General features: G+C 61.7%; 29 protein-coding genes and 1 tRNA gene. 18 read left to right on the top strand and 12 right to left on the bottom strand.

The window, feature by feature from the left end; all coding sequences use genetic code 11:
* The first annotated feature begins 30 nt into the window (after nucleotides 1–30).
* From KBY85_RS00365 to KBY85_RS00350, 4 genes are all read left to right on the top strand, one after another.
* The gene (locus KBY85_RS00365; protein ID WP_254959625.1) at nucleotides 31–954 is read left to right on the top strand and encodes a sigma-70 family RNA polymerase sigma factor; all 924 of its coding nucleotides are present in this window, start codon (nucleotides 31–33) and stop codon (nucleotides 952–954) included.
* Between the two features lie 44 nt (nucleotides 955–998).
* The gene (locus KBY85_RS00360) at nucleotides 999–1,394 is read left to right on the top strand and encodes a DUF1232 domain-containing protein (protein ID WP_254941783.1); all 396 of its coding nucleotides are present in this window, start codon (nucleotides 999–1,001) and stop codon (nucleotides 1,392–1,394) included.
* Nucleotides 1,373–1,726, top strand: a complete 354-nt coding sequence (locus KBY85_RS00355; protein WP_396121786.1) for a hypothetical protein — start codon at nucleotides 1,373–1,375, stop codon at nucleotides 1,724–1,726. The genes KBY85_RS00360 and KBY85_RS00355 overlap by 22 nt, the downstream gene beginning before the upstream one ends.
* Before the next feature lie 284 nt (nucleotides 1,727–2,010).
* Complete coding sequence (locus KBY85_RS00350; protein ID WP_254959624.1) at nucleotides 2,011–2,514, top strand: phosphate-starvation-inducible PsiE family protein; 504 nt, start codon at nucleotides 2,011–2,013, stop codon at nucleotides 2,512–2,514.
* Here the strand turns inward: KBY85_RS00350 and KBY85_RS00345 are convergent.
* Nucleotides 2,450–2,980, bottom strand: a complete 531-nt coding sequence (locus KBY85_RS00345; RefSeq protein ID WP_254959623.1) for a Nif11 domain/cupin domain-containing protein — start codon at nucleotides 2,978–2,980, stop codon at nucleotides 2,450–2,452. The two genes, KBY85_RS00350 and KBY85_RS00345, sit on opposite strands and share 65 nt — an antisense overlap.
* Nucleotides 2,973–3,524 (bottom strand): GNAT family N-acetyltransferase, encoded by a 552-nt coding sequence (locus KBY85_RS00340; RefSeq protein WP_254959622.1) that lies wholly within the window; start codon nucleotides 3,522–3,524, stop codon nucleotides 2,973–2,975. The genes KBY85_RS00345 and KBY85_RS00340 overlap by 8 nt, the downstream gene beginning before the upstream one ends.
* A 137-nt stretch (nucleotides 3,525–3,661) precedes the next feature.
* Between KBY85_RS00340 and KBY85_RS00335 the strand changes: the two genes are divergently transcribed.
* Nucleotides 3,662–4,027 (top strand): AbrB family transcriptional regulator, encoded by a 366-nt coding sequence (locus KBY85_RS00335; RefSeq protein WP_254959621.1) that lies wholly within the window; start codon nucleotides 3,662–3,664, stop codon nucleotides 4,025–4,027.
* 95 nt (nucleotides 4,028–4,122) lie between these two features.
* On the opposite strand, the gene KBY85_RS00330 is transcribed toward KBY85_RS00335, so the two are convergent.
* Both KBY85_RS00330 and KBY85_RS00325 read right to left on the bottom strand, forming a co-directional pair.
* The gene (locus KBY85_RS00330; protein ID WP_254959619.1) at nucleotides 4,123–6,804 is read right to left on the bottom strand and encodes an AAA family ATPase; all 2,682 of its coding nucleotides are present in this window, start codon (nucleotides 6,802–6,804) and stop codon (nucleotides 4,123–4,125) included.
* Nucleotides 6,805–6,806: 2 nt separating this feature from the next.
* Nucleotides 6,807–8,006: a metallophosphoesterase gene (locus KBY85_RS00325; protein ID WP_254959618.1), complete on the bottom strand. Its 1,200-nt coding sequence runs from the start codon at nucleotides 8,004–8,006 to the stop codon at nucleotides 6,807–6,809.
* Nucleotides 8,007–8,094: 88 nt separating this feature from the next.
* On the opposite strand from KBY85_RS00325, the gene KBY85_RS00320 reads away from it, so the two are divergent.
* On the top strand, nucleotides 8,095–8,460 hold the full coding sequence (locus KBY85_RS00320; protein WP_396121785.1) for a c-type cytochrome: 366 nt from the start codon (nucleotides 8,095–8,097) through the stop codon (nucleotides 8,458–8,460).
* 7 nt (nucleotides 8,461–8,467) lie between these two features.
* Here the strand turns inward: KBY85_RS00320 and KBY85_RS00315 are convergent, their stop codons facing one another.
* Nucleotides 8,468–8,734, bottom strand: coding sequence for a YciI family protein (locus tag KBY85_RS00315; RefSeq protein WP_254932341.1), 267 nt, complete (start codon nucleotides 8,732–8,734; stop codon nucleotides 8,468–8,470).
* A gap of 98 nt (nucleotides 8,735–8,832) precedes the next feature.
* Here KBY85_RS00315 and KBY85_RS00310 point away from each other — a divergent pair, with 98 nt between their 5' ends.
* Nucleotides 8,833–9,090, top strand: coding sequence for a hypothetical protein (locus tag KBY85_RS00310; protein WP_254959617.1), 258 nt, complete (start codon nucleotides 8,833–8,835; stop codon nucleotides 9,088–9,090).
* Complete coding sequence (locus KBY85_RS00305; protein WP_254959616.1) at nucleotides 9,087–10,391, top strand: aminotransferase class I/II-fold pyridoxal phosphate-dependent enzyme; 1,305 nt, start codon at nucleotides 9,087–9,089, stop codon at nucleotides 10,389–10,391. Before KBY85_RS00310 ends, KBY85_RS00305 begins: the two co-directional genes overlap by 4 nt.
* Here the strand turns inward: KBY85_RS00305 and KBY85_RS00300 are convergent.
* Genes KBY85_RS00300 through KBY85_RS00285 form a run of 4 tightly spaced genes read right to left on the bottom strand, consistent with a single transcriptional unit; the run spans nucleotide 10,305 to nucleotide 12,370 of the window.
* Nucleotides 10,305–10,922 (bottom strand): DUF938 domain-containing protein, encoded by a 618-nt coding sequence (locus tag KBY85_RS00300; protein ID WP_254959615.1) that lies wholly within the window; start codon nucleotides 10,920–10,922, stop codon nucleotides 10,305–10,307. The genes KBY85_RS00305 and KBY85_RS00300 overlap by 87 nt on opposite strands.
* Nucleotides 10,923–10,929: 7 nt before the next feature.
* On the bottom strand, nucleotides 10,930–11,745 hold the full coding sequence (gene trpA / locus KBY85_RS00295) for a tryptophan synthase subunit alpha (RefSeq protein ID WP_254959614.1): 816 nt from the start codon (nucleotides 11,743–11,745) through the stop codon (nucleotides 10,930–10,932).
* A 29-nt stretch (nucleotides 11,746–11,774) separates the two neighbouring features.
* Nucleotides 11,775–12,116 carry a DUF3007 family protein gene (locus KBY85_RS00290; RefSeq protein WP_254959613.1) on the bottom strand — a complete coding sequence of 114 codons (342 nt, stop codon included), beginning with the start codon at nucleotides 12,114–12,116 and terminating at the stop codon, nucleotides 11,775–11,777.
* The gene (locus tag KBY85_RS00285) at nucleotides 12,113–12,370 is read right to left on the bottom strand and encodes an NAD(P)H-quinone oxidoreductase subunit L (protein WP_254941772.1); all 258 of its coding nucleotides are present in this window, start codon (nucleotides 12,368–12,370) and stop codon (nucleotides 12,113–12,115) included. The genes KBY85_RS00290 and KBY85_RS00285 overlap by 4 nt, the downstream gene beginning before the upstream one ends.
* 41 nt (nucleotides 12,371–12,411) lie before the next feature.
* Here KBY85_RS00285 and KBY85_RS00280 point away from each other — a divergent pair.
* The 3 genes from KBY85_RS00280 (at nucleotide 12,412) to KBY85_RS00270 (ending at nucleotide 14,033) form a co-directional block, all read left to right on the top strand.
* A tRNA-Leu gene (locus KBY85_RS00280) sits at nucleotides 12,412–12,495 on the top strand.
* Nucleotides 12,496–12,536: 41 nt separating this feature from the next.
* Nucleotides 12,537–13,634 (top strand): calcium:proton antiporter, encoded by a 1,098-nt coding sequence (locus KBY85_RS00275; RefSeq protein ID WP_254959612.1) that lies wholly within the window; start codon nucleotides 12,537–12,539, stop codon nucleotides 13,632–13,634.
* A 267-nt stretch (nucleotides 13,635–13,901) separates the two neighbouring features.
* On the top strand, nucleotides 13,902–14,033 hold the full coding sequence (locus KBY85_RS00270) for a hypothetical protein (protein ID WP_254959611.1): 132 nt from the start codon (nucleotides 13,902–13,904) through the stop codon (nucleotides 14,031–14,033).
* Nucleotides 14,034–14,072: 39 nt separating this feature from the next.
* Here the strand turns inward: KBY85_RS00270 and KBY85_RS00265 are convergent, their stop codons facing one another.
* Together KBY85_RS00265 and KBY85_RS00260 are read right to left on the bottom strand one after the other, a co-directional pair.
* The gene (locus KBY85_RS00265; protein ID WP_254959610.1) at nucleotides 14,073–14,288 is read right to left on the bottom strand and encodes a hypothetical protein; all 216 of its coding nucleotides are present in this window, start codon (nucleotides 14,286–14,288) and stop codon (nucleotides 14,073–14,075) included.
* 40 nt (nucleotides 14,289–14,328) lie between these two features.
* Entirely contained in the window at nucleotides 14,329–14,628 is a 300-nt protein-coding gene (locus KBY85_RS00260; protein ID WP_254959609.1) for a Nif11-like leader peptide family natural product precursor, read from the bottom strand.
* A gap of 50 nt (nucleotides 14,629–14,678) precedes the next feature.
* Here KBY85_RS00260 and KBY85_RS00255 point away from each other — a divergent pair, with 50 nt between their 5' ends.
* The 3 genes from KBY85_RS00255 to KBY85_RS00245 all read left to right on the top strand — a co-directional run bounded on the left by KBY85_RS00255 (nucleotide 14,679) and on the right by KBY85_RS00245 (nucleotide 16,195).
* Nucleotides 14,679–15,143, top strand: coding sequence for a hypothetical protein (locus tag KBY85_RS00255; RefSeq protein ID WP_254959608.1), 465 nt, complete (start codon nucleotides 14,679–14,681; stop codon nucleotides 15,141–15,143).
* A 2-nt stretch (nucleotides 15,144–15,145) separates the two neighbouring features.
* Complete coding sequence (locus tag KBY85_RS00250) at nucleotides 15,146–15,475, top strand: hypothetical protein (protein WP_254959607.1); 330 nt, start codon at nucleotides 15,146–15,148, stop codon at nucleotides 15,473–15,475.
* Between the two features lie 135 nt (nucleotides 15,476–15,610).
* Complete coding sequence (locus KBY85_RS00245; RefSeq protein WP_254959606.1) at nucleotides 15,611–16,195, top strand: hypothetical protein; 585 nt, start codon at nucleotides 15,611–15,613, stop codon at nucleotides 16,193–16,195.
* Here KBY85_RS00245 and KBY85_RS00240 read toward each other — a convergent pair.
* Nucleotides 16,192–16,731, bottom strand: coding sequence for a YqhA family protein (locus KBY85_RS00240; RefSeq protein ID WP_254959605.1), 540 nt, complete (start codon nucleotides 16,729–16,731; stop codon nucleotides 16,192–16,194). The two genes, KBY85_RS00245 and KBY85_RS00240, sit on opposite strands and share 4 nt — an antisense overlap.
* 70 nt (nucleotides 16,732–16,801) lie before the next feature.
* On the opposite strand from KBY85_RS00240, the gene KBY85_RS00235 reads away from it, so the two are divergent.
* Genes KBY85_RS00235 through KBY85_RS00220 form a run of 4 tightly spaced genes read left to right on the top strand, consistent with a single transcriptional unit; the run spans nucleotide 16,802 to nucleotide 20,837 of the window.
* Nucleotides 16,802–17,863, top strand: coding sequence for an amino acid ABC transporter substrate-binding protein (locus KBY85_RS00235; RefSeq protein WP_254959604.1), 1,062 nt, complete (start codon nucleotides 16,802–16,804; stop codon nucleotides 17,861–17,863).
* Nucleotides 17,864–17,888: 25 nt separating this feature from the next.
* Complete coding sequence (locus KBY85_RS00230) at nucleotides 17,889–18,851, top strand: ABC transporter permease subunit (RefSeq protein WP_254959603.1); 963 nt, start codon at nucleotides 17,889–17,891, stop codon at nucleotides 18,849–18,851.
* A 1-nt stretch (nucleotide 18,852) separates the two neighbouring features.
* Complete coding sequence (locus tag KBY85_RS00225) at nucleotides 18,853–20,094, top strand: amino acid ABC transporter permease (RefSeq protein ID WP_254959602.1); 1,242 nt, start codon at nucleotides 18,853–18,855, stop codon at nucleotides 20,092–20,094.
* Entirely contained in the window at nucleotides 20,091–20,837 is a 747-nt protein-coding gene (locus KBY85_RS00220; RefSeq protein ID WP_315859516.1) for an amino acid ABC transporter ATP-binding protein, read from the top strand. The genes KBY85_RS00225 and KBY85_RS00220 overlap by 4 nt, the downstream gene beginning before the upstream one ends.
* The last annotated feature ends 7 nt before the right edge of the window (nucleotides 20,838–20,844 follow it).

Here is a 20,844-nt window from a genome sequence, read left to right as displayed (position 1 = left end):
CTTAGGTTCAATTCATTGCTTAGGTGATCTATGGCGAGCTCCTTGAGCGTCTTTTTAGGTGAAATTGGCCGTCATCAGTTGTTGACACCCGAGCAGGAGCTCACCTTGGGTCGCAAGGTGCAGGCCATGGCCCTTTTGCAGGAGCGCTGCCGTGATGCCGGTGGCTCGGGACCTGCTTGCGACTTCAATGATCTGGAGCGCTGCACCCTCAAAGCCGGTGAGCTGGCCAAAAACCAAATGATCACGGCCAACCTGCGGCTGGTGGTCAACCTGGCCAAGCGCTACCAGAACAAGGGCCTAGAGCTGCTGGACCTAATCCAGGAGGGCACCCTTGGTCTCACTCGCGCCGTGGAGAAATACGATCCCAGCCGCGGGCATCGCTTTAGTACTTACGCCTATTGGTGGATTCGACAGGGTCTAACCCGCGCCCTATCCACCCAGAGCCGCACCATTCGCATTCCCGTCAATGTGAATGAAAAGCTCACAAAATTGCGGGCTGCCAAAGCTCGCTATCTCCAGGCCAACGGAGTTGCACCTAGGCCAGCCCAGTTGGCCCAGATGATGCATCTGCCCCAGGCGGCAGTGGATGATTTGCTGGGCTGCGAACTACGCAGCATCACCGTGAGCCTGCAGGGGGTGGTGAAATCGAAGTCTGATCCCTTTGAGCTGGTTGATGTGTTGCCCAGCCCGGAGCTGCCGCCGATGGAGCGCGTTGAGCTTGCCGAGCGCACGGCCGCGGTGTGGACCCTGCTCGAATGCGCCAACCTCACCCCCAAGGAGCTCACGGTGGTGATGCAGCGCTTCGGTCTCGATAGCAGCCACGAATGGCGGACCCTGGCTGAAGTGGCCCGCCAGCTCGATTGCAGCCGGGAGTATTGCCGCCAGGTGCTGCAGCGGGCCCTGCGCAAATTGCGGAAAACCGGCATCGATAGCGGTTTGGTGGAAGCCGAGTAGCTGTCGTTTGCTCCTTGAATGAGCAAGTTGGCTGCAGTGCTGCCGTGACCGAGTTCGTAGATCCGACCTCAGGGGATGCTTCCGCAACGGATGCTCCCGTCGTTGATGCCCAGGTGTTGGAGAGCACCGAGGTGAATGAGGTGGTGTTGCTCAAGTTGTTGCGCCGGGCTGGCCGCACCCTGGCCAGGCCGGCCCTGGAATGTCTGGAGCTGTTGCTTGACCCCCAGACCCCTGCACCAGCCAAGCTCACCGTGCTGGCCGCGCTCACCTACCTGCTGGTGCCCTTAGATCTGATTCCAGATTTCATTCCGGCGGCGGGCTTCAGCGATGATCTTGTGGCCGTTACGGCGTTGCTTGGTTTGTGCAGTCGCCATCGCACCCCGGCGGTGCAGTTGCGGGCCCAGCGCAGACTGGATCAATGGTTTCCCCTGAACCGCTGATAGCGATGGCCAGCCTCACAGATGCAGAGCTCGATGATCTGCAGAGCTTTCTCAAAGACTGGCTGCGCCACACCGGACGCACCCAGGCGGATCTCAGGCGCGCTCTGCAAGCTGCTTCGATTCGGATGCCCGTCCTGCTTGAGGTGCTGCAACGCACTCACAACCGCGACGGGTTGCCTGGCCTCGCCAAGCAGCTGTGTGGCGTTGAGGAGCTCTGGCAAAACGAAGATGGAGCGGGCCAGAGCGAGGGTGCGGGTCGGCTGGGGTTGGAGGCTTCGCTGGGGCAGCTAGATCTGCTGTTGCAGGAAATTCGCCAAGACCAGCAAACCTGAGCATGGCCGTTCAGAGTGGCGAAATAACAGCTATTGCTTCGATGCAGCTCCCAGGCGTTTCTTTGGCAACCCTTGCCGCCAGCACCTTGCTCGCCATGGCTCCAGCCTTGGCCCAGTCTGAAAGTTTTCTTTTGGGCCCTGGCAGCTCCGTGGGGCCATCCACCAAGGTCAAGCCCAAAAATTGCGTCACAGCAGCGGATGGATCCATCACTTGTGACACCCAGCTGGAAAGCTCCCCCAGCGACACCCAAGCCCGACCTATCTATGAGCAGTTCAAGAATTAATTGGAGACTGTGATCAAAAAACTGCGCCGGCTCTGGCAAGACGCCACCTATCTCGAGCTGATCGATCGCAGCGAGCAATCCCTGGCCAAGCTGCTTGGCCTCGTGTTGCTGGTGGTGTTGGTAGCTGGCACCGTGCAGTTAACGATCGGTGTAACCGCGGCTGTGCTCCAGCCAGATACGCCCTGGCTTGGCAGCAAGATAAATGCGGTCTTGGGCGATCTGCTCACCCTGCTAATTGCGGTGGAGGTGCTCCAAAACGTGACCTCCTATCTGCGCCGTCATGTGGTGCAGATCGAGCTGGTGTTGCTCACAGCCATGACCGCTGTAGCTCGCAAGGTGATCGTGCTGCCCCCCGGGGCCGAAAACAAGCCCGAGCTTCTCGGCGGGCTAGGTATTGCGGTGCTCGCCCTAGCGGCGGCGTTCTGGCTGGTTCGCAGCGTCAACATTCGCCAGCCTCCCGCCAGAACAGGGCCAGCCATACGGTCCCCGGAGCAGGATCCGTAGCGAGCAGCCTGTGCCGTTGGTGGGCTGGAATCAGCAGGCTGTCACCTCGGCAGAGCTCTACAGGCACCGTCTCACCGTCGAACTCAAGTAGGGCGCTGCCTTGGAGCAGGGTTACCCACTCGTGATCCTCTTGGTCGTACCAAAAACCCTCAGGGCTGGCTGCAAGGCAGGAGTGGATCCGCTCAAGTCGCCAGTTTTTTTGATCCACTAATACGACGCTGATTTCCTGTCCCTCAAGAGGGCAGGGAGTAGCTAAGAGATTGGCTTCAGATTTACGGGGGGGATCGGTTTCACCCCAGCGCCGGCCGATCTCGAAGCCCCTGCTGCGGGCTAGTTCCACAACCGCGTGGTGATTGCTGCAGTCCCGCAGGGCCTGGCGCAGGGATGGCTCGGCCTCGCTGAGGGCCACGAAGGCATTCAGCTGGCGAACCTTCTCGAGAAATTGCTGCAATTGGGCTTCAGCCATCGCGGCCCCGTTCGTTTTGCTGGCTCAGGTCTTTGATCATCCGCCATCGCTGGAAGGATTCCCCAGCAAATATCACCTTCTCTTCGGCTTCGATCTGCCAGCCGAGCTGGAGCAAAAGCGGCTTAGAAAGCTGGCTCGCCTCGGTGTGCAATTGGCGGCACCCCTGTTGCCAGGCGTGGCTTTCAAGGGACTGCAGGATTAGGCGGCCCCTTCCCTGCCGGGAGGCTCTGCCGCGGCAATAGAGAAGCGATAGCCGTTGCGGCGGATCCAGCACCCCAAAAGCTTCAATAATGTTTTGGTTGTTGGCTGCGCAGCTGGCTAGGCCATAGCCCCTATGCAGGGCTTCGCGAACAGCATTGCTGGTGTGGGCATGGTTGGCCCATGCCGCAATCTGAGCTTGGCTATAGAGGCCTTTCGCCTGGCTGATCACGGCGTCGTGATACACCGCTGCTACTTGATCCAGATCGACGGGATGCAGCACCCGCAGGTTTTCCATCCCGTTGCTGGGTTCAGCCTGCTTTCTATCACCGCTGCCAGCCAGCATCGAAATGGGCTGAATGTTTAGGCATTGAATTGCCTGGCAAAGCTTGGCAGCTGCAGTTAATGGTGTAAATTCTGAATGTAATTCCCAGGGGCAAACCTCTTAAGCCCCGCCAATTCACCCACCAATCCCCTAAATCGATGCTCACAGGATCAGAACTGCTTGCCAAGGTCAAAGAGCTTGGCGATGTGGGTAAGTCGGAGATCGTCCGGGTCTGCGGCTATGTCTCCAATAAGAAGGATGGCGGCGAGCGCCTTAATTTCACTGCCTTCTATGAGGCCCTGCTTGAAGCCAAGGGCGTTGAGCTTGGCGGTGCTGGCAAGGTTGGCAAGGGCGGCCGCAAACTCAGCTACATCGCTACCGTGCAAGGCAACGGCAACCTGCTGATCGGCAAGGCCTACACGGCACTGCTTGATCTCAAGCCCGGCGATGAGTTCGAGATCAAGCTCGGCCGCAAGCAGATTCGCCTGATTCCCGCCGGTGCCACCGACGAAGACGAAGAGTGATAGCCGCGTCCCCATTTGACGCTGCTTAAGCATCTGTTAATTGTTTCCCCCGGCTGGTCCGGGGTTTTTTTGTCTTGCCGCCCACGACTCTCTGGTCAGGCGGCTAGGGCGATTTCACTGCCAAGCTCGGCAGCCAGCGCCTGATAGTCATTCGGGTTGCAGGACAGCAGGATCAGTTGCATGCCGTGGTTGGCCCCTCGGCGCAGCATCAGCTGCAGCGCTTGCAGGCGCTGTTGATCGCTGTTGGCAAAGGCGTCGTCGAATATCAACGGCAGGCAATCGTCGTAGGCGGGTTGGAGCACCTCCGCTATGGCCAAGCGCAGGGCGGCGGCTAATTGTTCGCGCATGCCTCCACTTAGCTGCTCGAAGCCAAAGCGGTGTTGGCCCTGTTGAAGTTCGAAATTGCCAAACCCACTTTTGGGGTCAAAGTCCAGGCTTGCCTGGTGCCTGCCGCTTTGCAGGTAGTGGAGGTAGGGCCCAATGGCCTGCTCCAGAGGTTCGCTGTAGCGCTGGGAGAAATCCTGGCGGGTCTGGTGAAACAGGTTCTGCAACATCTGCAATGCCTGGGTTTGGAGCTCTAGTGCCTCCAGATCTGCCTGGGCCGTCTCCCAGGCGGCCTGGCGATGTTCCACTAATGCCGCTGGATCATCCGAGCCAAGAGTGAGGCAGCGTTGCTCGTTTTGGCCGCGGCTGGTGAGCAGGGCGTCTTTCTCGCTATCTAGTAGGCGTAGGCGCTGCTCGATGGCGCCGCCAGCTGGCAGCTTGTCGAGCAGTTCGTTATCCAGGGCAGACAACTCCGCCTCTTGGATGAGCAGGGCCTGGCGGCTGTTGTTCACCGCATCAGTTAGTTGCTGCGCATCACCGTGACTGGCTTGTAGGGCTAGTTGGCGTTCCGCCAAGGTGCTCAGGGAGCCCGTGAGTTGCTCGAGGTTTCGCTCCAGTTCCTGGCTGCTTCGGTGCTGCTGCTCGAGCTGCTGGCGCCAGCTTGTGCGCCCGGCTTCGGCCTGCTGCTGCTTTTGACTGAGCTCGTTGGCTTGTCGCCGCAGCTCCTCGATCCAGGCCTCGAGCTCCGCGCGCCCCTGGGGCAGCTCGCCGCTTTCGGCCAGGCTCTGGCGCTGCAATTGATGGTGTGCCAGCCGGCTGAGCAGGCGCTGACGCCTCGGCTCGAGGGCGGTGATCTGCTCTTCCAAGCGACTCCAGGGGATGGCGCTGGCCGCTTGGCGCAGGTTGGCCAGCTCGAGCTCCAGGGCCTGGCGCTGCTGGGCAATCACTTCTGCCGCTTCGCTATTGGCCACGCCAATGGCGCTCTGCAGCTCGCGCAGAGCCGCGCCGCTGTGCTGCAGGGCCGCTGCAGCTTGGGCGGTCGCCTCCCCTCCTCCAGGGCTGATGCGCAGCCGAACCCCGCAGCCCACCGCCAGCTCGGCGCTGCCATTGAGCTGAACCGTTTCCCCAGGGGATAGGGGCTGGCCGGCGAGGCTTACGGGCTGATCTGTCTCAATCAAGCTGACCGCTGTTGCCATGGCCTGGCTGCGGGCTTCGGCCTGGGCCCATTGCTGTTCGGCCTGTCGCAGGGCCTTCACCGCGGCGACATCGATTGGGGCCAGCTGGGCAAGGCTTTGCTTGCACTGTTCCGCCTGGAGCTGGAGCCGTTGGAATTGTTGTTGATGCTCTAGGAGCTGCTGAGCCTCCCGCTCGAGGTTGGCTAGATCGAGCAGTTGCTGGGCCAGTTCGAGACGCTCGACCTGTTGCTGCTGCAGGTTTTTCAGCTCCTGGCAGGCCTGGTCTGAGCTTTGGTAATTGGCTTCCAAGCTGCGGAATTGCTGTTGCCGGCTGCTGCGTTGCAGCTGCCATTCCTGTTGCTGCGCTCCTAGCTCGCCCAGCTGCCGCTGCACCGCTTGCAGCTGCGCCTGGGCCTGCTCAAGATTGCTCAGTTGCTGGCGCAGGGGTTCGATCTGGGCTCGCCGCAGCCGCACCTGGGCCTCCAGCTGGAGAGCCCGCTGCAGCTGCGGCCGCTCCTGGGCTTCGATCAATTGCAACCGTTCACCTATTTGGCGCAGCTGCTCCATGGCCGCTTCCAGCTCAGCTTGGAGGGCTTGGGCCTGCTCCAGGTTCAGTAGGGCGTCTGAGCAGCGCTGGCGGGCAGCGGCCAGGGGGGAGCCAGCCTTCACCTTGCCAGTGGCCGTGAACTGCTGGTCGAGCCGGGCCTGCAGCTGCTCGCTTACCAGGCGGTCGAGGGGGGATTCCAGGGCTGCGGCAGCCGCGCCCCGCTGCTGCAGTTGTTGTACCAGCTGTTCAACGTCGTAGGCCTCGCTGGGGCTGCCCAGCAGGTTGGTGCCGGCCTCCCCCTGGCGCACCCAGAGGTGGGCCCAGCGCAGCGGCAACTGACTGTGGCGCCTGCCCTCGATTGGCCCATCCACCCCCAGTAGACGGGCCAGCTGCTCCTCCGCCGCCGCCCCCCGCAGGGCCAGGCCCGCATCGCTACTGAGCTGGCAGGTGCCACTTGCCCCGGAAAAGCGCTTGCGTAGCTCCCAGCGGGCGCCGGCCGCCTCGAAGCTCAGCTCCACCTCCGGCAGGCCGCTGTGCAGGCGGGAGCGCATTTCGTCTACCGCCCGGCCCGTGGCACTGGCCTTGAGGAACAGCACCTTGTGCAGGGCCTCCACGACCGTGCTCTTGCCCGCCTCATTGGGGCCGCCCAGCAGGGTGAAGCGGGGATCGAACTGGAGCTCGAGCTGCTGGTGCAGGCGCACCTGGCGCAGGGTGGCGTGGAGCAGGCGCATATTTAGACCTGCAACTGGGCCACGGTCTGGTGCAGCTCGCTGAGGGCTAGACGCAACACCGTGGGGTCGGCGTCGCCAGGGGCCTTAAGGCAGCGATGCAGCTCTTGGGCAACCCGGGCAACCAGGGGGTCGCCGGGGCGCTGGGTGAGCTCGGCTAGTTCGGCATCTCCGGGCGCCGCTTCACAGCGACCACGCAGTTTCAGGCGCAGCAGCTGGGCATCTAGGCGCTCCAGCAGTTCCGCGTAGCGGCGATGGCCAGCCAGGCTGAGGCTGCCGCCTACCTCCAGCAGCAGCAGGTCGCTGCCGATGCGCCCGCCAAGCAGGCGTTCCAGCTGGGCCTCGAGTCGCTCAAGGTCGCTCTCTTGCTGCAGTTGGATGCGCAGGGGATGCCAGTTCAGCGCTCCGGTGGCCAAGGGGCTCACCTGGGGCACCACGCCCCGCCCAAGCTGCACCTGCAACACCTGGCCGCAGCGGTAGTCGGCGCTGCGGGGAAAGCGATCTGCTTCGGGGGTGCCGCTGTACCAAACCTTCTCGGAGACCCGTTTGAGGCCGTGCCAGTCGCCTAAGGCCACATAGTCAACATGCTCCAACCAGGCTCCCTCCAGCCGCAAACGGTTGCTGGCATCGCCGGGGTTGTCGTCGTCTGGCTCGCCAGCGGCATCAAGGTCGGTGGCACCAAAGCCGTGAACCGAGCCATGGGCGAGCACCAACCGGGGCTTGTTTTTAGGCAGCTCATTCCAGTTGAGGCCGTTGAGCCAGCCGCAGGGATCGCATGCATCAGTGCGACGCAGAAGCGGGCAGGGCAGCACCACCACACTTGCCAGTTCGATGGGTGTGGCCTCCAGCAACACCTGCAGGTTGGCGGCGCGGCGCCCCTGCTCCGCCTGGAAATAGGGCGTATGCCACACGCTGCCTGGGGCACCGTGGTCGTGGTTGCCGGGGATCACCAGCACGGCACAAGGGATCGTGCCGATGGCGGCACACACGGCACTTACATCCGCTGCGCCAGGCGTGGGTGAGTCGAACAGATCCCCAGCTACCACTACTAAGTCAGCTGCTGTGGCGGCGGCGTGGGTTGCGATACGGCCGATTGCCTGGAGCCGCACCTGGCGCAGCAGGGCGCGTTTGTCTGGATCGCTGACCCGGGCATAGGGCTTGCCGATCTGCCAGTCGGCGCTGTGCAGCAGGGTGACGGGTGGCAAGGGGCTAGCCAGGACCCAGGTGGCGGCGTAAGACCCTGTTTAGCGCCTGCAGGCGCACACTGGAATCATCGATAGCAAGATTCCCACGGTGCTTCAGAAGCTGTTGCGGGGGTTGGGGTTGGCCAGATTGGCGTTGTTAGCCGTGGTGATGGCGGCGCTGGTCATCAGCGCAGAGCCGTCTTGGGCTGCCCCTGCGGCGGATGGGGCAGAGCTATTTGCCAACCATTGCGCTGGCTGCCACGTAAACGGGGGCAATATCATTCGCCGCGGCAAAAACTTGCACCTGGCGGCCCTAGAGCGCAATGGCATCGATGGTCCGGAGCGGATCGCCGTAATTGCCGCCGCCGGCCAGGGCCAGATGTCTGGTTATGCAGCCGTGCTTGGGGAAGGGGGAGCAGAGGCGGTGGCGGGCTACGTGTGGCTGCAGGCCCAGCTGGATTGGCCCAAGGTCTGAACTTGCTTCAGAAGGCCTGGATCCAGGGATACACCTGCACCTCAGTCCAGATGCCATTGCGCCAGTAGACATCTGCCTTGACCAGGGCTTCAACCTTCTCTTTGCTGTCGGCCTCGTAGATCCCGAACACATGGGTGCTGCCTTCGGTGGGGCCCAGGGTGATCAGGGTGCCGGCGTCTTTAAGGCTCTGCAGTCCGGCTAGGTGCTCTTCCCGATAGGGGCCGCGCTTTTCGAGGGCGTCATCGCAGTAGGTACCCCAGAGCACGAAGCGCATGATGTTGGGAGTTATCGGGGCCTGACATTACGGGGTTACCTGCTTTCTGGTTGCCGATCAGGGGTGTTAAGAAGGGTGTCTTAAGATCCCAAATTCCCGTGCTTCGCTCCTTTCTCGTTCTTGCTAGCGCTGCCTTTTTCGCGGCTCCTGCCCAAGCCAACATGATGAAGCAGATCATTGTTGGCAAATGCTCCAGCGCCATGCAGGATGAATTCAAGAAGGCAGGCAAAACACCACCTGCTGGCATGGTCGACGAGACCTGTGGCTGCATTGCCGACGGCTACAGCAAAGGCCAAAGCTTGGATCAGGCCAAGTCCGTCTGCGTTAAGCAGTCAACTGCCAAATACAACCCTTGAGTCTTAGGGCTGTGAGCTATCCCGCTTACCCCCTACCGGGCCCAAGCCAGCGGTTGGCGAAGGTACTCAGCCCAATCATTCCTGAGCTGGCTGCCCTGGTGCACCAGACCCCCGGCACCCTGTCGCTGGCCCAGGGAATGGTGGGCTGGGATCCGCCACCAGGCGTAGCCCTTGCCGTGGCCGAGGCCCTGGCGACCGGGGGGCCAGCGCTGCACCGTTACGGGCCACTCCTTGGTGATCCAGAGCTGCTGGCGGCAATCACCGCCAAGCTCACCAACCAGAACGATCTCGACCTCACAGGGGCTGAGCTGCTGGTCACAGCCGGCAGCAACATGGCTTTCAACGCGGTAGCTCAAGTGATCGCAGCGGGCCCCCCAGGGGAACCCAGCGAGGTGATCCTGCCTGTGCCCTTTTATTTCAACCACGTGATGGCGGTGCAGCTGGCCGGTGCGGTGCCAGTCCCGGTGCAGGCGGGCCTGATACCCGATCCAGAGAGGCTGGCGGCGGCAATCACCCCGCGCACCAGGGCCATCGTCACCGTGTCGCCAAATAACCCCAGCGGCGTGGTGATTCCGGCCCAGGTGTTGGCGGCGATCAACCAGCTCTGTGCGTTGCACGGCCTGTTTCACATCAGCGATGAGGCCTACGAGCAGTTCGTTTACGGCGAGGAGCCCCACTGGAGCGCCGGTTCCCTGCCGGGCAGCGCCGCCCACACCGTGTCGCTGCATTCGCTCTCGAAGGCCTACGGCCTGGCGGGCTGGCGGTTGGGCTACATGGCCGTACCGCAGGCGCTGCTGCCTTCCTTGTTGAAGGTGCAGGACACGGTGCTGATCTGTCCGCCCCGACTCACCCAGCACGCCGCCCGGGCCGCCCTAGCTGCCGGTCCGGCCTGGTGCGCGCCCCGGATCGCAGCCCTGGCGAAGCTGCGCCTGCAGCTGCTGGCTGCCGTGGCAGAGCAGCAGGCCCAGGGCTTGCCGGTGCGCTTGCTGGCCCAGCCCGATGGGGCCTTCTACGCCCTGCTGCAAGTTGCTGTGCCGTTGCCGTTCGATGCGGACACGCTGATGCGGCGGCTGGTGCTCGAGCACCGGGTGGCGACCCTGAGCGGCGGCAGCTTCGGGCTGGATTCAAGCGACGCTGGGCCGGTGTTGCGGCTCAGCTACGGCCTGCTCGACGCTGCGGATCTGGCTGAGGCCCTCGATCGCCTGTTCAGCGGCCTACGCCGCCTGGTGGCTACAGCTGGCGGGCTTAGGACGCTCCAGCACCAGCATTCGGTTGTTGGCCGGCAGGGGCAGATCGGCTAGGAGGTCGAGACCGAGGTTTTGGCCTTGCTGCACCAGCTCAATGGCATCACGCACCCCCATGGCTGGATCGAGACTGCGCAGGTGCTGGTCGAAGGCGGCGTTGCTGGCGGCAGTGTGTATGCCGCCGTACTGGAAGGGGCCATAGAGCAGCAGCAGCCCGCTAGGCCGCAACACCCGCGAGGCTCCGGCTAATAGATGGGTTACGGCCGCGGCCGACATTATGTGAGCCGTATTGGCACTAAATACAGCATCGAAGCTCTGGCAAGGCCACTGCCCAGCGTCCGTGACATCCAGGGCGATGGCGGCTGGCAGCGTGGGGCTCAGGGCCTCCAGCTGGGCCTGCAGATCCGTGAGGCTCTCTTGGCGTTCACTGGTCTGCCAGGTAAGGCCTGCGATCTGCTGGCAGAAGAAAGCTGCGTGCTGGCCGCTGCCTGAGCCGATCTCAAGTACTTGGGCGTGAGCCGGCAACCACTCTTTAAGCACAGCCAGGATCGGCCCTTTGTTGCGCTCGCAGGCGGGGGAAAAGAGCATGAGGGGCTTAAGCGTCGAGCCCGGCCCGCAACTCGGCGCAGAAGCGCCCGGCCGCGGCGGCAACGTCGCCCTGCTGGCCATGGGCGGCCGCCATCACTTTCACTAAGGCACTACCCACAATTGCTCCATCGGCGCCCCAGTCGCGCACCTGACGGGCTTGCTCGGGGTCGGAAATGCCAAAGCCCACGGCGATTGGCGTATCTCCCAGGGTCTTGAGCTGGCCCACCAGATCGCCCACCCGGGATTCAAGGTTTGTGCGCACCCCGGTCACGCCGGTGACGCTCACCAGGTAGGTGAAGCCGCGGCTTGCCTGATGGATTCTTCCCATGCGCTCGGCTGGCGTGGTGGGCGCCACTAGCAGCACCAGATCGAGGCCGGCAGCTGCTGCGATTGCTGAGAGTTTCTCGGCCTCTTCAAGGGGTAGGTCGGGCACCACCAAGCCGGCGGCTCCGGCGGTGGCGGCGGCGGCACAGAAGGCCTCCATGCCGCGGTTGAGCAAGGGGTTGCTGTAGGTGAACAGCACCACGGGCATGGTCAGTTCACCCTTGAGGGAGCTGAGCATCTCCAGCACCCCGGCTGGAGTGGTGCCAGCTTTCAGGGCTCGGCTGGCGGCGGCCTGGATCACCGGTCCATCGGCCAAGGGATCGCTGTAAGGAATGCCGAGCTCCACAAGGTCGGCGCCATTGGCCTGCAGGGCCAGCAGGCTGGCCCGGGTGTGGGCCAGATCCGGATCGCCCGCCATCAAAAACGGCATCAGGGCGCAACGTCCCTGTTGGCGAAGGGAGATGAAACGCTGCTGGATTTGGGTAGGGGCGGCAGACACAGCAGCGATAAGGGCTTCGGCCAGTGAGCCTATGTCTCGCCCTGGGGAGCTTCTGGCAGCTGGCCCGTTTCGCGCAGGAGTCGCTCCTGCTCTTCGGGGCTGAGGGCGTCAAACTTGCGCTGCAGAGCTGCCGTGGTGAAGGCGTCGTAGGCCTCGCGGTATTGGCGCCGCTGCTGGATAAAGGTCATTTTGCCTGTGACCACCCGAAATAGGTAGCTGCCCGTCCAGGCGAGTACCAGCACCATCAGCAGGGCAGAGGCGGCGATACCAGCAGAAAAGCCCTCAAAGCCTCCGGCCTGAAAAAGCCAATAACCGCCACCGCCCAAGCCAAATACCCCTAGGGCCAGCAGCAGGGCCCGTCCGTTGGTCATGAGAGCACGTTGCCCTGGCCTGCCATGCGCAGGTTGATGAAGGGAGCAAACAAAATCAGACCAGGGAAAAACAGAAACACCAGTCCGTAGACCCCGAAGCGCTCGAGCTTGCCCATCACTGTCCAACGCTTGATCATCCAGGCGTAAAGCAGCAGGGGCACGGCCACTAAATAGGCGCCTGCGATCAGGGCATAGGCCACCAGCACCAGCAGTAGATCAGGCGAAACGGATTGAAGAAACCCGGGCAGCTGCACGGCAAACCTTCTTGTTGCCACCAATTTAGGATGGCCAAGCAGGGGGCATGGCGGAATTGGTAGACGCAGCGGACTTAAAATCCGCAGACGGCAACGTTGTGGGGGTTCAAGTCCCCCTGCCCCCATCGATTTTGGTTGGACTTGCCTCGTGCTGATTCGAGAAGTTTTGAGTGGTCGCTGGAAGCTGCTGCTGCTGGTGAGCGCTGTGGCGATTGTGGTGCCGCCTGAGGCGGCGGGCCCTTTCAAGCTCCCCTATTTCCTGCTTTGCGGCCTGGCCCTGATCCCTCTGGCCCAGATCACAGCTGAGCTGGTCGATCGACTTGTGCACCGCGTTGGTGAGCGGTTGGGAGGTCTGCTGAACGTCACTCTGGGCAATTTGCTTGAGCTGGTGATCGCCCTGACGGCCTTGAAAAGCGGCCTCTACGACCTGGTGGTGTTGAGCATTGCCGGTGCCGTGATCACCAACAGTCTGTTGGTGCTCGGAATCAGCACGATCGTGGCTGGGAGGCGGGAGTTGGTGGTGGATCTCAATCGCCACAGTCGTGGCCTGAGCACCCGCCAGTTGCTGATAAGTGTGATTTTGATGTCGGTCCCCTCGATCTTTTTCTGGGACTCGATGCACCCGATCACCGAGGGCGGCAACGTATTTGATCTATTTGCTGTCTACTCCCTGGTCGTAGCGGTGATTGTGATGCTGGCTTATCTGCTTTCCTACCTATATCAACTGGGTACCCATCGGGGGCTCTTTGCTGTTGAGAGGGAGCTGGCAGAAGCTAGTGCTACCAGCGAGTCCCAGGCATCCCTGCCGGCAATTGTGGGGGTGCTGGTTTTGGTGGCCCTGGCCATTGCCGGGGTTTCGGAGCACTTGGTGGCTGGGCTCGAAGATCTGGTCAAAGGCAGTGCGGTCACCCCCCTATTTGTGGGCATGTTGTTGTTGCCGTTGTTTTCGGCAATCCCAGAAGCTCTGGTCGCCTTTCGGGCGGCCAGTCGAGGTCGCATGGCGCTGGCGATGGCCAGCACCGTCGAATCCAGCGTCCAGTTGATGTTGTTCGTATTGCCAGTCCTGGTGTTGCTCGGACCGCTAATGGGGCGTTTCCTACACCTCACCTTCCCGCCCCAGGCCCTTGCCTGCCTTGGGGCCACCGCCTTTGCAGTGCACTGGGTCACGGAAGGGGATTCCCTGACCTGGTACCAGGGTTTGCTGCTGCTCAGCATCTATACGGCCCTGTTCGTGGGTGCTTTGTTGCTTAAACCCATCATTTGAATTTCTCAAGCGAAGGGGTACCTGCTCTCGGGCTATGGTTGAGGGGTCTGGCAGAAGCCGGCTAGCTCTAAGAGCTTGCGCAGGCCAGAACAAGCACCATGCATCCCCTGCGCTTCCTGGGGAAGGCCGATCAGTCTGCCAAGTCAGATCTGTAGGCCAAGTCAGCTCAGTCCAGTTTGATTGTTCTGCTTAGCGATTGCTCCGTGTGAATTCCCCTTATGGGAATGGCAATCCTTCGGTGCGAGATCCATATCGATTCACTTTTCCATGTTTATTGTTTCCCCGTCCCTATCCCGCTCAAGCCGCACCAGCTATCCCAGCTGCCCGCTGCACTCCCGTCCCCAAGGACGTCCCCCCTCCCAACCGCTCACTTGGGAGGAGTTGCTAGGCCAGCGCTGAGCAGGGCCGCAAAGCGGCTGCCCTCGTCTCCAGGGGTGTCTAGGTGTTTAACAGCACATCCAGATGCTCGCCCCAGCGCAGCGTCAACTCATGCAGTGCGGCGTTTTGGTCAGAACCAGCGAGCCAGCTGATGTTGAGAAATACCGTTTGGCTGCTTTCTGAAAAATGGCTGCGGGCCCCTGGCAATTCGTCGTCTGCCATCAACTCCACCGTTGGCAGACCACTGAAATCGCCCTGGGCTAGGGCCTCAGCCAAAGTTGCCAGAGACCAAGCAGAGCTTGGCGTTTGGTTGCGGTCATGGGGCCTGCAGGCGCTGCCGCTGCAGGTAGACACGAATCAACTTTTCGTCCATCAGCCCCTGGCGCGCCAGAGGCGCTTCATTGCAGCGCTCGAACAGGCCCAGCAATGTGGAGGCCTGGAAGCTGAAGCCCTGATCGGCGGCTATGGCCACCACATCAGGAGCGGTAATCACATCGTTGAGCTGGTCGCGCAGGGCACCATCCTGCTGAATCTGGCCCAGAAAGGTAAAGAGGCTTTCGAGCTCGTCGGGCTGGGCCGAGGCAGCTGCGGCAATTGTGACGTCAGGATCAATCACTCGAAATGTCTGTCTAAGTTCTAGAGAAATCGTAGGTCGCAGTCCACGGCTTGGCCCCTGTCGGCGGCTCGATTGTACAAAATCCCTATATCGATTCTTCGGCAGCCCTCACCGAGGCCACTTTGGCCAGTGGCGAGTTGTTTGTGAGCGGCGGGCTCCTCTGCCTTGCCCTGTTGTTGAGTACTTACCAGATTGTGATCGCCCCAACGGTGGCTTCTCTAGGCACCAGCGTGCCAGGGCTTTTAGAGAGTTTGATCTCCACGATTCAAGACTGCGGCGATATCGCCATCAGCAAACTTCTGGATAACAATATTTTTAACGTCTTGGTGGTGGTCGGTCTTTGCAGTGTGGCCTCTGCTGGCGAGGGCCCCATGGTGCTTCCGTTAATAGTTAAACGCGATTTCCCGATTACGATGATCATTGTCCTGGCCCGGCTCGGTGGGCGTTGGGTGCCCCTGGATCGGATCCTCGAAGGGTGGGAGAGCAGCCAACTCGATTCAGGTAACGGTCTCTAACAATGGATCTCACCCCGCAGCAGCGGCGCGCCGCCACCCTGGCCACCCCACTTGGCCATGCCTTTTTCCCGGCCGAGGATCCGGGCCTGCAGGCATTGGCCGCCTTCGGCGTGTTTGCGGTGGGTTACCTAATGCGGCCCGTGGGCAGCCTGGTGCTCGGCCCGATCGGCGACCTGCTCGGCCGCCGCAACATGCTCAGCCTCAGCATCGTGCTGATGGGCGCCGCCAGCCTGTTGATTGCCCTGTTGCCGACTCATTCCCAGTGGGGTTCGGGGGCGGGGCTGGCCCTGGCTGGGCCTACTCATGGTGCAAGGGTTTTCGGTGGGCGGTGAATTCACCGGTTCGATGACCTACGCCACCGAAGCGGCCCCCCCTGGTCAGCAGGGCTTGCTGGCCAGCCTGGGATTCTTCACCGTGGCCCTGCTGGCCCGCTCCCTCGGCAATGCCGCCATGGATGCCTGGGGCTGGTGGAGGTGCGTCAGCAGGGTCCGCTGGTGCTGCGCATCATCGCGTTGGTGTCCTTCGCCAACGTCGTGTTTTATGTGCTGTTTGTATATCAGGTCGACTACAGCGCTCACCAGGCCGGCTCCAGCCTGGCCCAGGCAAATACCACCTCTACCGTGATCCAGACCCTGGGCCTGCCCTTAGTTCTACTGGGCGGCGTGCTGGCGGATCGCTGGGGCAAATTGCAGGTCAACCGTCTTGGCACGCTGCTGCTCGCCCTGGTGGCGCCGATCGCCTTGCCTGTGGTGCAGTTGGCTGGCCCCAGCGGCCTGGCTGTGGGTCAGCTGCTCGGGGTGTTGCCCGTAATGATCGCCATGGGCGGGCAGGGGGGTGCTGGCAGTGGAGTAGGTGTCAGTGCGGCAGCGCTGCACTGTTTTTTCGATCGCCTACAGCTTGGCGATGGCCCTATTTGCTGGCACCGCTCCAGTGGTGTGCAGCTGGCTGCTGGAGGAGCAGGGCTGGCAGTGGGGGCCGGCCCTCTATTGCTGTCTGTTTGCCCTGCCGGCTTGGTGGGCGCTGAAGGGCCAAGGCCCAAGGCCCTCACCTAGGCGTGGGGGGCTTTTTTGCCGCCAGCCACCAGCCAGGCGCTTAGGGCCAACAGCAACACACTGCCGCTGAATACCAGCAGGTTGGTGGTGCTGTTATGGATTGGGAAGATCAACATGGCCTTGAAGGCGGACACTATCAACGCCACCACGATCACCTTTACCAACTTTTCCTTGAGGTCATCGAGGCTGCGAATGTCGAGCAGGCCGCTGCCGCCGTCTTTGCCGTCCTCGTGCGCCGCTTCAATGTTGGAGATCAGCAGCTCATACACCCCGTAGCCAAAGATCATCAGGGCGATGCCGATCAAGTAAAGGTCGACTCCGCCCACCAACTTGCCCAGCTGCACGGCGATTGCGTAACTGGTGTCGCCAGAGCCTTTGAGCAGCGCTTTCAGGGCACTAAGCACCTCCAGGGTGCCGGCAAGGTATGCGGCTGCAGCACTGAGCAGGCTCATCACCACCGGCACAATCGCGATCAGCCGGAAGCGCCACAGCCAACGCTCAAATATCCACTCGAGGCGATGTGGACGGTGAGCCATGGCTCTGATTAAGCGCATTAGGGCGCCACACTAACCTTGAACTAGTACTGCGCCGTGAGCGGAATCATCCATGGCCCTGCTACACCGGCTTAATGCCGTCCTACCCCTGATCGCGTCCCTAGTCTTGGTTGGCTGCGCCAGTGATGGCGGCAGCGTTCAAAGCCAGAAAATGGCCGCTATCAAGGCTCGGGGCAGCTTGATCTGCGGCGTGGACGGCAAGCTGCCGGGTTTCAGTTTTGTGAGTCCTGACGGCAGCTACAGCGGCCTGGACGTAGACATTTGTAAGGCAACAGCGGCTGCGGTTTTGTCGGACCCCGCCAAGGTGAGTTTCCGCGACCTCAGTGCTACCGAACGCTTTGCAGCTTTAAGTAGCGGTGAAGTCGACCTCCTTTCCCGCAACACCACCATGAGCCTCAGTCGCGATGCGCCTGGGGGTAATGCTCTTGCCTTTGCCCCCACCACCTTCTTTGATGGCCAGGCCGTGATGGTGCCGGTTAGTAGCGGCATTCGATCCCTTAAGGATGTCGTCGGCAAGCCGATCTGTGTGCAGACCGGAACGGCATCAGAGCTCAACCTGGCTGACCGGATGCGGGAGCTCAATGCCGCCTATACGCCACTCAAATTTCAATCGGGTGAACAGACCTACGCCGCCTACCTGCAAGGGCGCTGCGTTGCCGTCACCACCGATCGCTCCGGGCTAGCTGCAAAGCGAACCGGTTTCCCAAGCCCTTCGGCGCACATCCTGCTTCCTGATGTGTTGAGCAAGGAGCCCTTAAACCCCGCCACTGTTAATTCCGATCCTGCCTGGGCTGATGCTGTGCGCTGGGTCGTATACAGCCTCATTCAGGCAGAGGAGATGGGCATCACTGCCGCCAACATCGACGCAAAGGTGGCAGAGGCCAAGGCAAACAAAAACCTCGCCCAGTTGCGTCGTTTCTTTGGAGTGGAGGGCGACCTTGGTAAGCAGCTGGGGTTGCCTGCTGATTTCGTGGTCCGCACGGTGAAGGCTGTGGGTAACTACGGCGAGGTGTTTGAGCGCAATGTGGGCACGGGATCACCCCTCAAGCTTGAGCGAGGTGTCAACAAGCAATGGCGCGAGGGTGGCCTGATGTATTCGCCACCCTTCCTGTGAGATTCGATAGCGCCGGCACGCTGCCATGACCAGCCGATCTGAAGTCACCCCCTGGTGGCGCAACCGCCGCTACCTGCCCTGGCTAGTCCAGGGCGTGGTTGCCCTGCTGGTGGTTGTGGTGGTGGCTTTTCTGTTCACCAACCTGTTGCTCAATCTCACCAGCAGGGGCCTGCTGCTCAGCTGGAGCTGGCTGGGGCAGCCAGCAGGATTTGATCTGGCTGAAACTATCCTGCCGTTTGATGCCAGCCTTCCCTACTGGCGAGCCATGCTGGCAGGGCTGGTCAACACCCTGCGGGTGGTGATAACGGGCTTAGTGGGTGCGACGGTATTGGGCACCCTTATCGGCACTGCTTCTTTCAGCAGCAATGGGCTGCTGCGAAGACTGGCGCGTGTGTATGTGGAGGTGATTCGCAATATTCCTCTGCTACTGCAGCTGATGTTCTGGTATTTCGTGGTGTTTCTGGCCTTGCCGAATGGCCGCGACGCACTGCAGCTGCCGGGCCTAGTGCTCGCCAAATCAGGACTTTATTTGGGCTCCCCCGAACTGGTAGATGGGGTATGGCAGGCCCCCCTGCGCTTCACCGTTGAATTTGGGGCTCTGCTCACCGGGTTGGTGGTTTATTCCGCTGCCTTTATTTCCGAGGTGGTGCGCGGCGGTATTGCCTCTGTGCCTAAGGGGCAGTGGGAGGCAGCCACCTCTCTGGGGTTTTCGCCCCTGCTGACCCTGCGGCGGATCGTTTTGCCCCAAGCCTTGCGCGTGATTGTGCCGGGACTCAATAGCCAATACATTTCACTTGCTAAGAATTCCTCACTGGCAGTGGCCTGCGGTTTCACCGACCTCTATTCCGTTTCCGAAACCACCCTCAATCAAACCGGCCGTGCAGTTGAGGTGATGTTGATCCTGTTGGGTTCTTACTTAGTGATCGACCTCGTGATTTCTGCATTGATGAACGCGCTAAATAGCCTGGTGCAGCTGAGAGAGCGCTGAAATGGCAAGTACAGCTCCCCTGGTGGTGCGAGCGAGTCCCTTTCGCAGATTGCAAAAGGAGCTCTTTGGCAGCCGAATCGATGGCCTGATTTCGATCGCCTTGCTGGCAGCCCTGCTGGCAGTAGGCCTCGGCTTTTTCCGCTGGGCCCTCTTCCAGGCCCAATGGGCTGTGCTCAGTGCCAACAGCACCCTGTTTGCTGTAGGTCGCTACCCAGTTGAGCAGCAGTGGCGCCTATGGCTGCTCACTACCTTGCTGGCCCTGGCAACCGGACTGAGTTGGGGTCTGTTTAGGGCTTTCCCAGGCTCCGGTGCTGTTCGTGCTCTTTGGCCCCGCAATGACCGCTGGGCCGCCACAATTTTGGTGGCGCTCGCCCTATGGCGGCCCATGGCCCTACAGCTAACCCTTGCAATCCAGGCGCGTTGGTGGGGTATTGCTGCCCTCTTGCTTCTCGCCCGCTTGGCCGCCGGGCGCTACGGCCCAGCCATTCCCCAGGCTTGCCGCCGGCTGATTCCCCTGTTTTGGCCCCTGCTTTATCTGGTGGGCATGATGCTGATTAGTGGCGGCCTGGGGCTGGTGCAGGTGCCGCCTTCCGAGTGGGGTGGCTTGCTGCTCACGGTGTTGATGGCCACCTTTGCCATCCTGTTGTGCTTTCCCCTGGGGGTGCTGCTCGCCCTTGGTCGCCGCAGCGAGCTGCCGCTGCTGCGCTGGGGCTCGGTTATTTACATCGAGTTCATCCGCGGGGCACCACTTATTACCCTGCTGTTTCTGGGGCAGAACATCCTCGGTTTCCTGCTACCAGGCGGCCTGGCTCCAGATCGGGTTTGGCGGGCTGCCTGGGTGCTCACCTTCTTCGCTGCTGCCTATGTGGCTGAGGCGGTGCGCTCCGGGTTGGCTGCCGTTCCTGCGGGTCAACTGGAGGCGGCACGCTCCCTGGGGCTGCCCATGCCGCTCGCCCTGATCCACGTGATGCTGCCCCAGGCCATACGAGTTGCCCTGCCAGCCACGGTGGGCCAATTCATCACCCTGCTGCAAGACACAACCGTGCTCTCCTTGATCGGCCTGCTTGACCTACTCGGCACCGCCCGTACGGTGATGGCCAACCCAATGTTTCTCGGTAAGAACGCGGAGGTGTATTTAGTGCTCGCTATTTTGTTTTGGACTTGCTGCGCTGCCCTTGGGCTGGGCAGTCGTGCCTTAGAAACTCGCCTTAACCCCCATTCCCCCTCTGCTCCACAGGCATGACCAGCTCACCCGCCCTGATGATCGAGGCCCGTGGGGTCGAGAAGTGGTATCCCAACGGCTTCCATGCCCTACGTGGTGTTGATCTATACGTGCACCAAGGTGAGGTGGTGGTGATCATGGGACCGTCGGGCTCGGGTAAGAGCACTTTTCTGCGCACCTTCAACGCCATGGAGGATTTTCAGAAGGGCTCAATCGTGGTGGATGGCATTGAAATCAGCGACGATTTGCGCCGCATAGATGCGATCCGCCGGGAGGTTGGCATGGTGTTCCAGCAGTTCAATTTGTTTCCCCACCTCACGGTGCTCGACAACCTCACCTTGGCGCCGGTGAAGGTGCGCAAGCGCCCTAAAGCTGAGGTGGAGCGCCAGGCCCTTGAGTTGTTGGAGCGGGTTGGGATCGCCGAGCAGGCCCACAAATTTCCAGGCCAGCTTTCCGGCGGCCAGCAGCAGCGGGTGGCGATTGCTCGCTCGCTTTGCATGGAGCCCCGCATCATGTTGTTTGACGAGCCCACCAGCGCCCTAGATCCCGAGATGGTGCAGGAGGTGCTGGCAGTTATGCAGGAGCTGGCCCGCGACGGCATGACCATGGTGGTGGTAAGCCATGAGGTGCGCTTTGCGCGTAAGGTTGCAAGCCGAGTAGTGCTTATGGCTGATGGCGAGGTGGTGGAGGAGGCGCCGCCGCAGCAGTTTTTTACTAATCCGCGCCATGAGCGCAGTAAGCAGTTCCTCAGTCAGATCAGCTGATTCCTTC

It is taken from the genome of Cyanobium sp. BA5m-10 (assembly GCF_024346255.1).
GTDB classification, from domain to species: Bacteria; Cyanobacteriota; Cyanobacteriia; order PCC-6307; family Cyanobiaceae; genus Cyanobium_A; species Cyanobium_A usitatum.
This window is presented reverse-complemented; position numbering and strand designations above follow the sequence as displayed.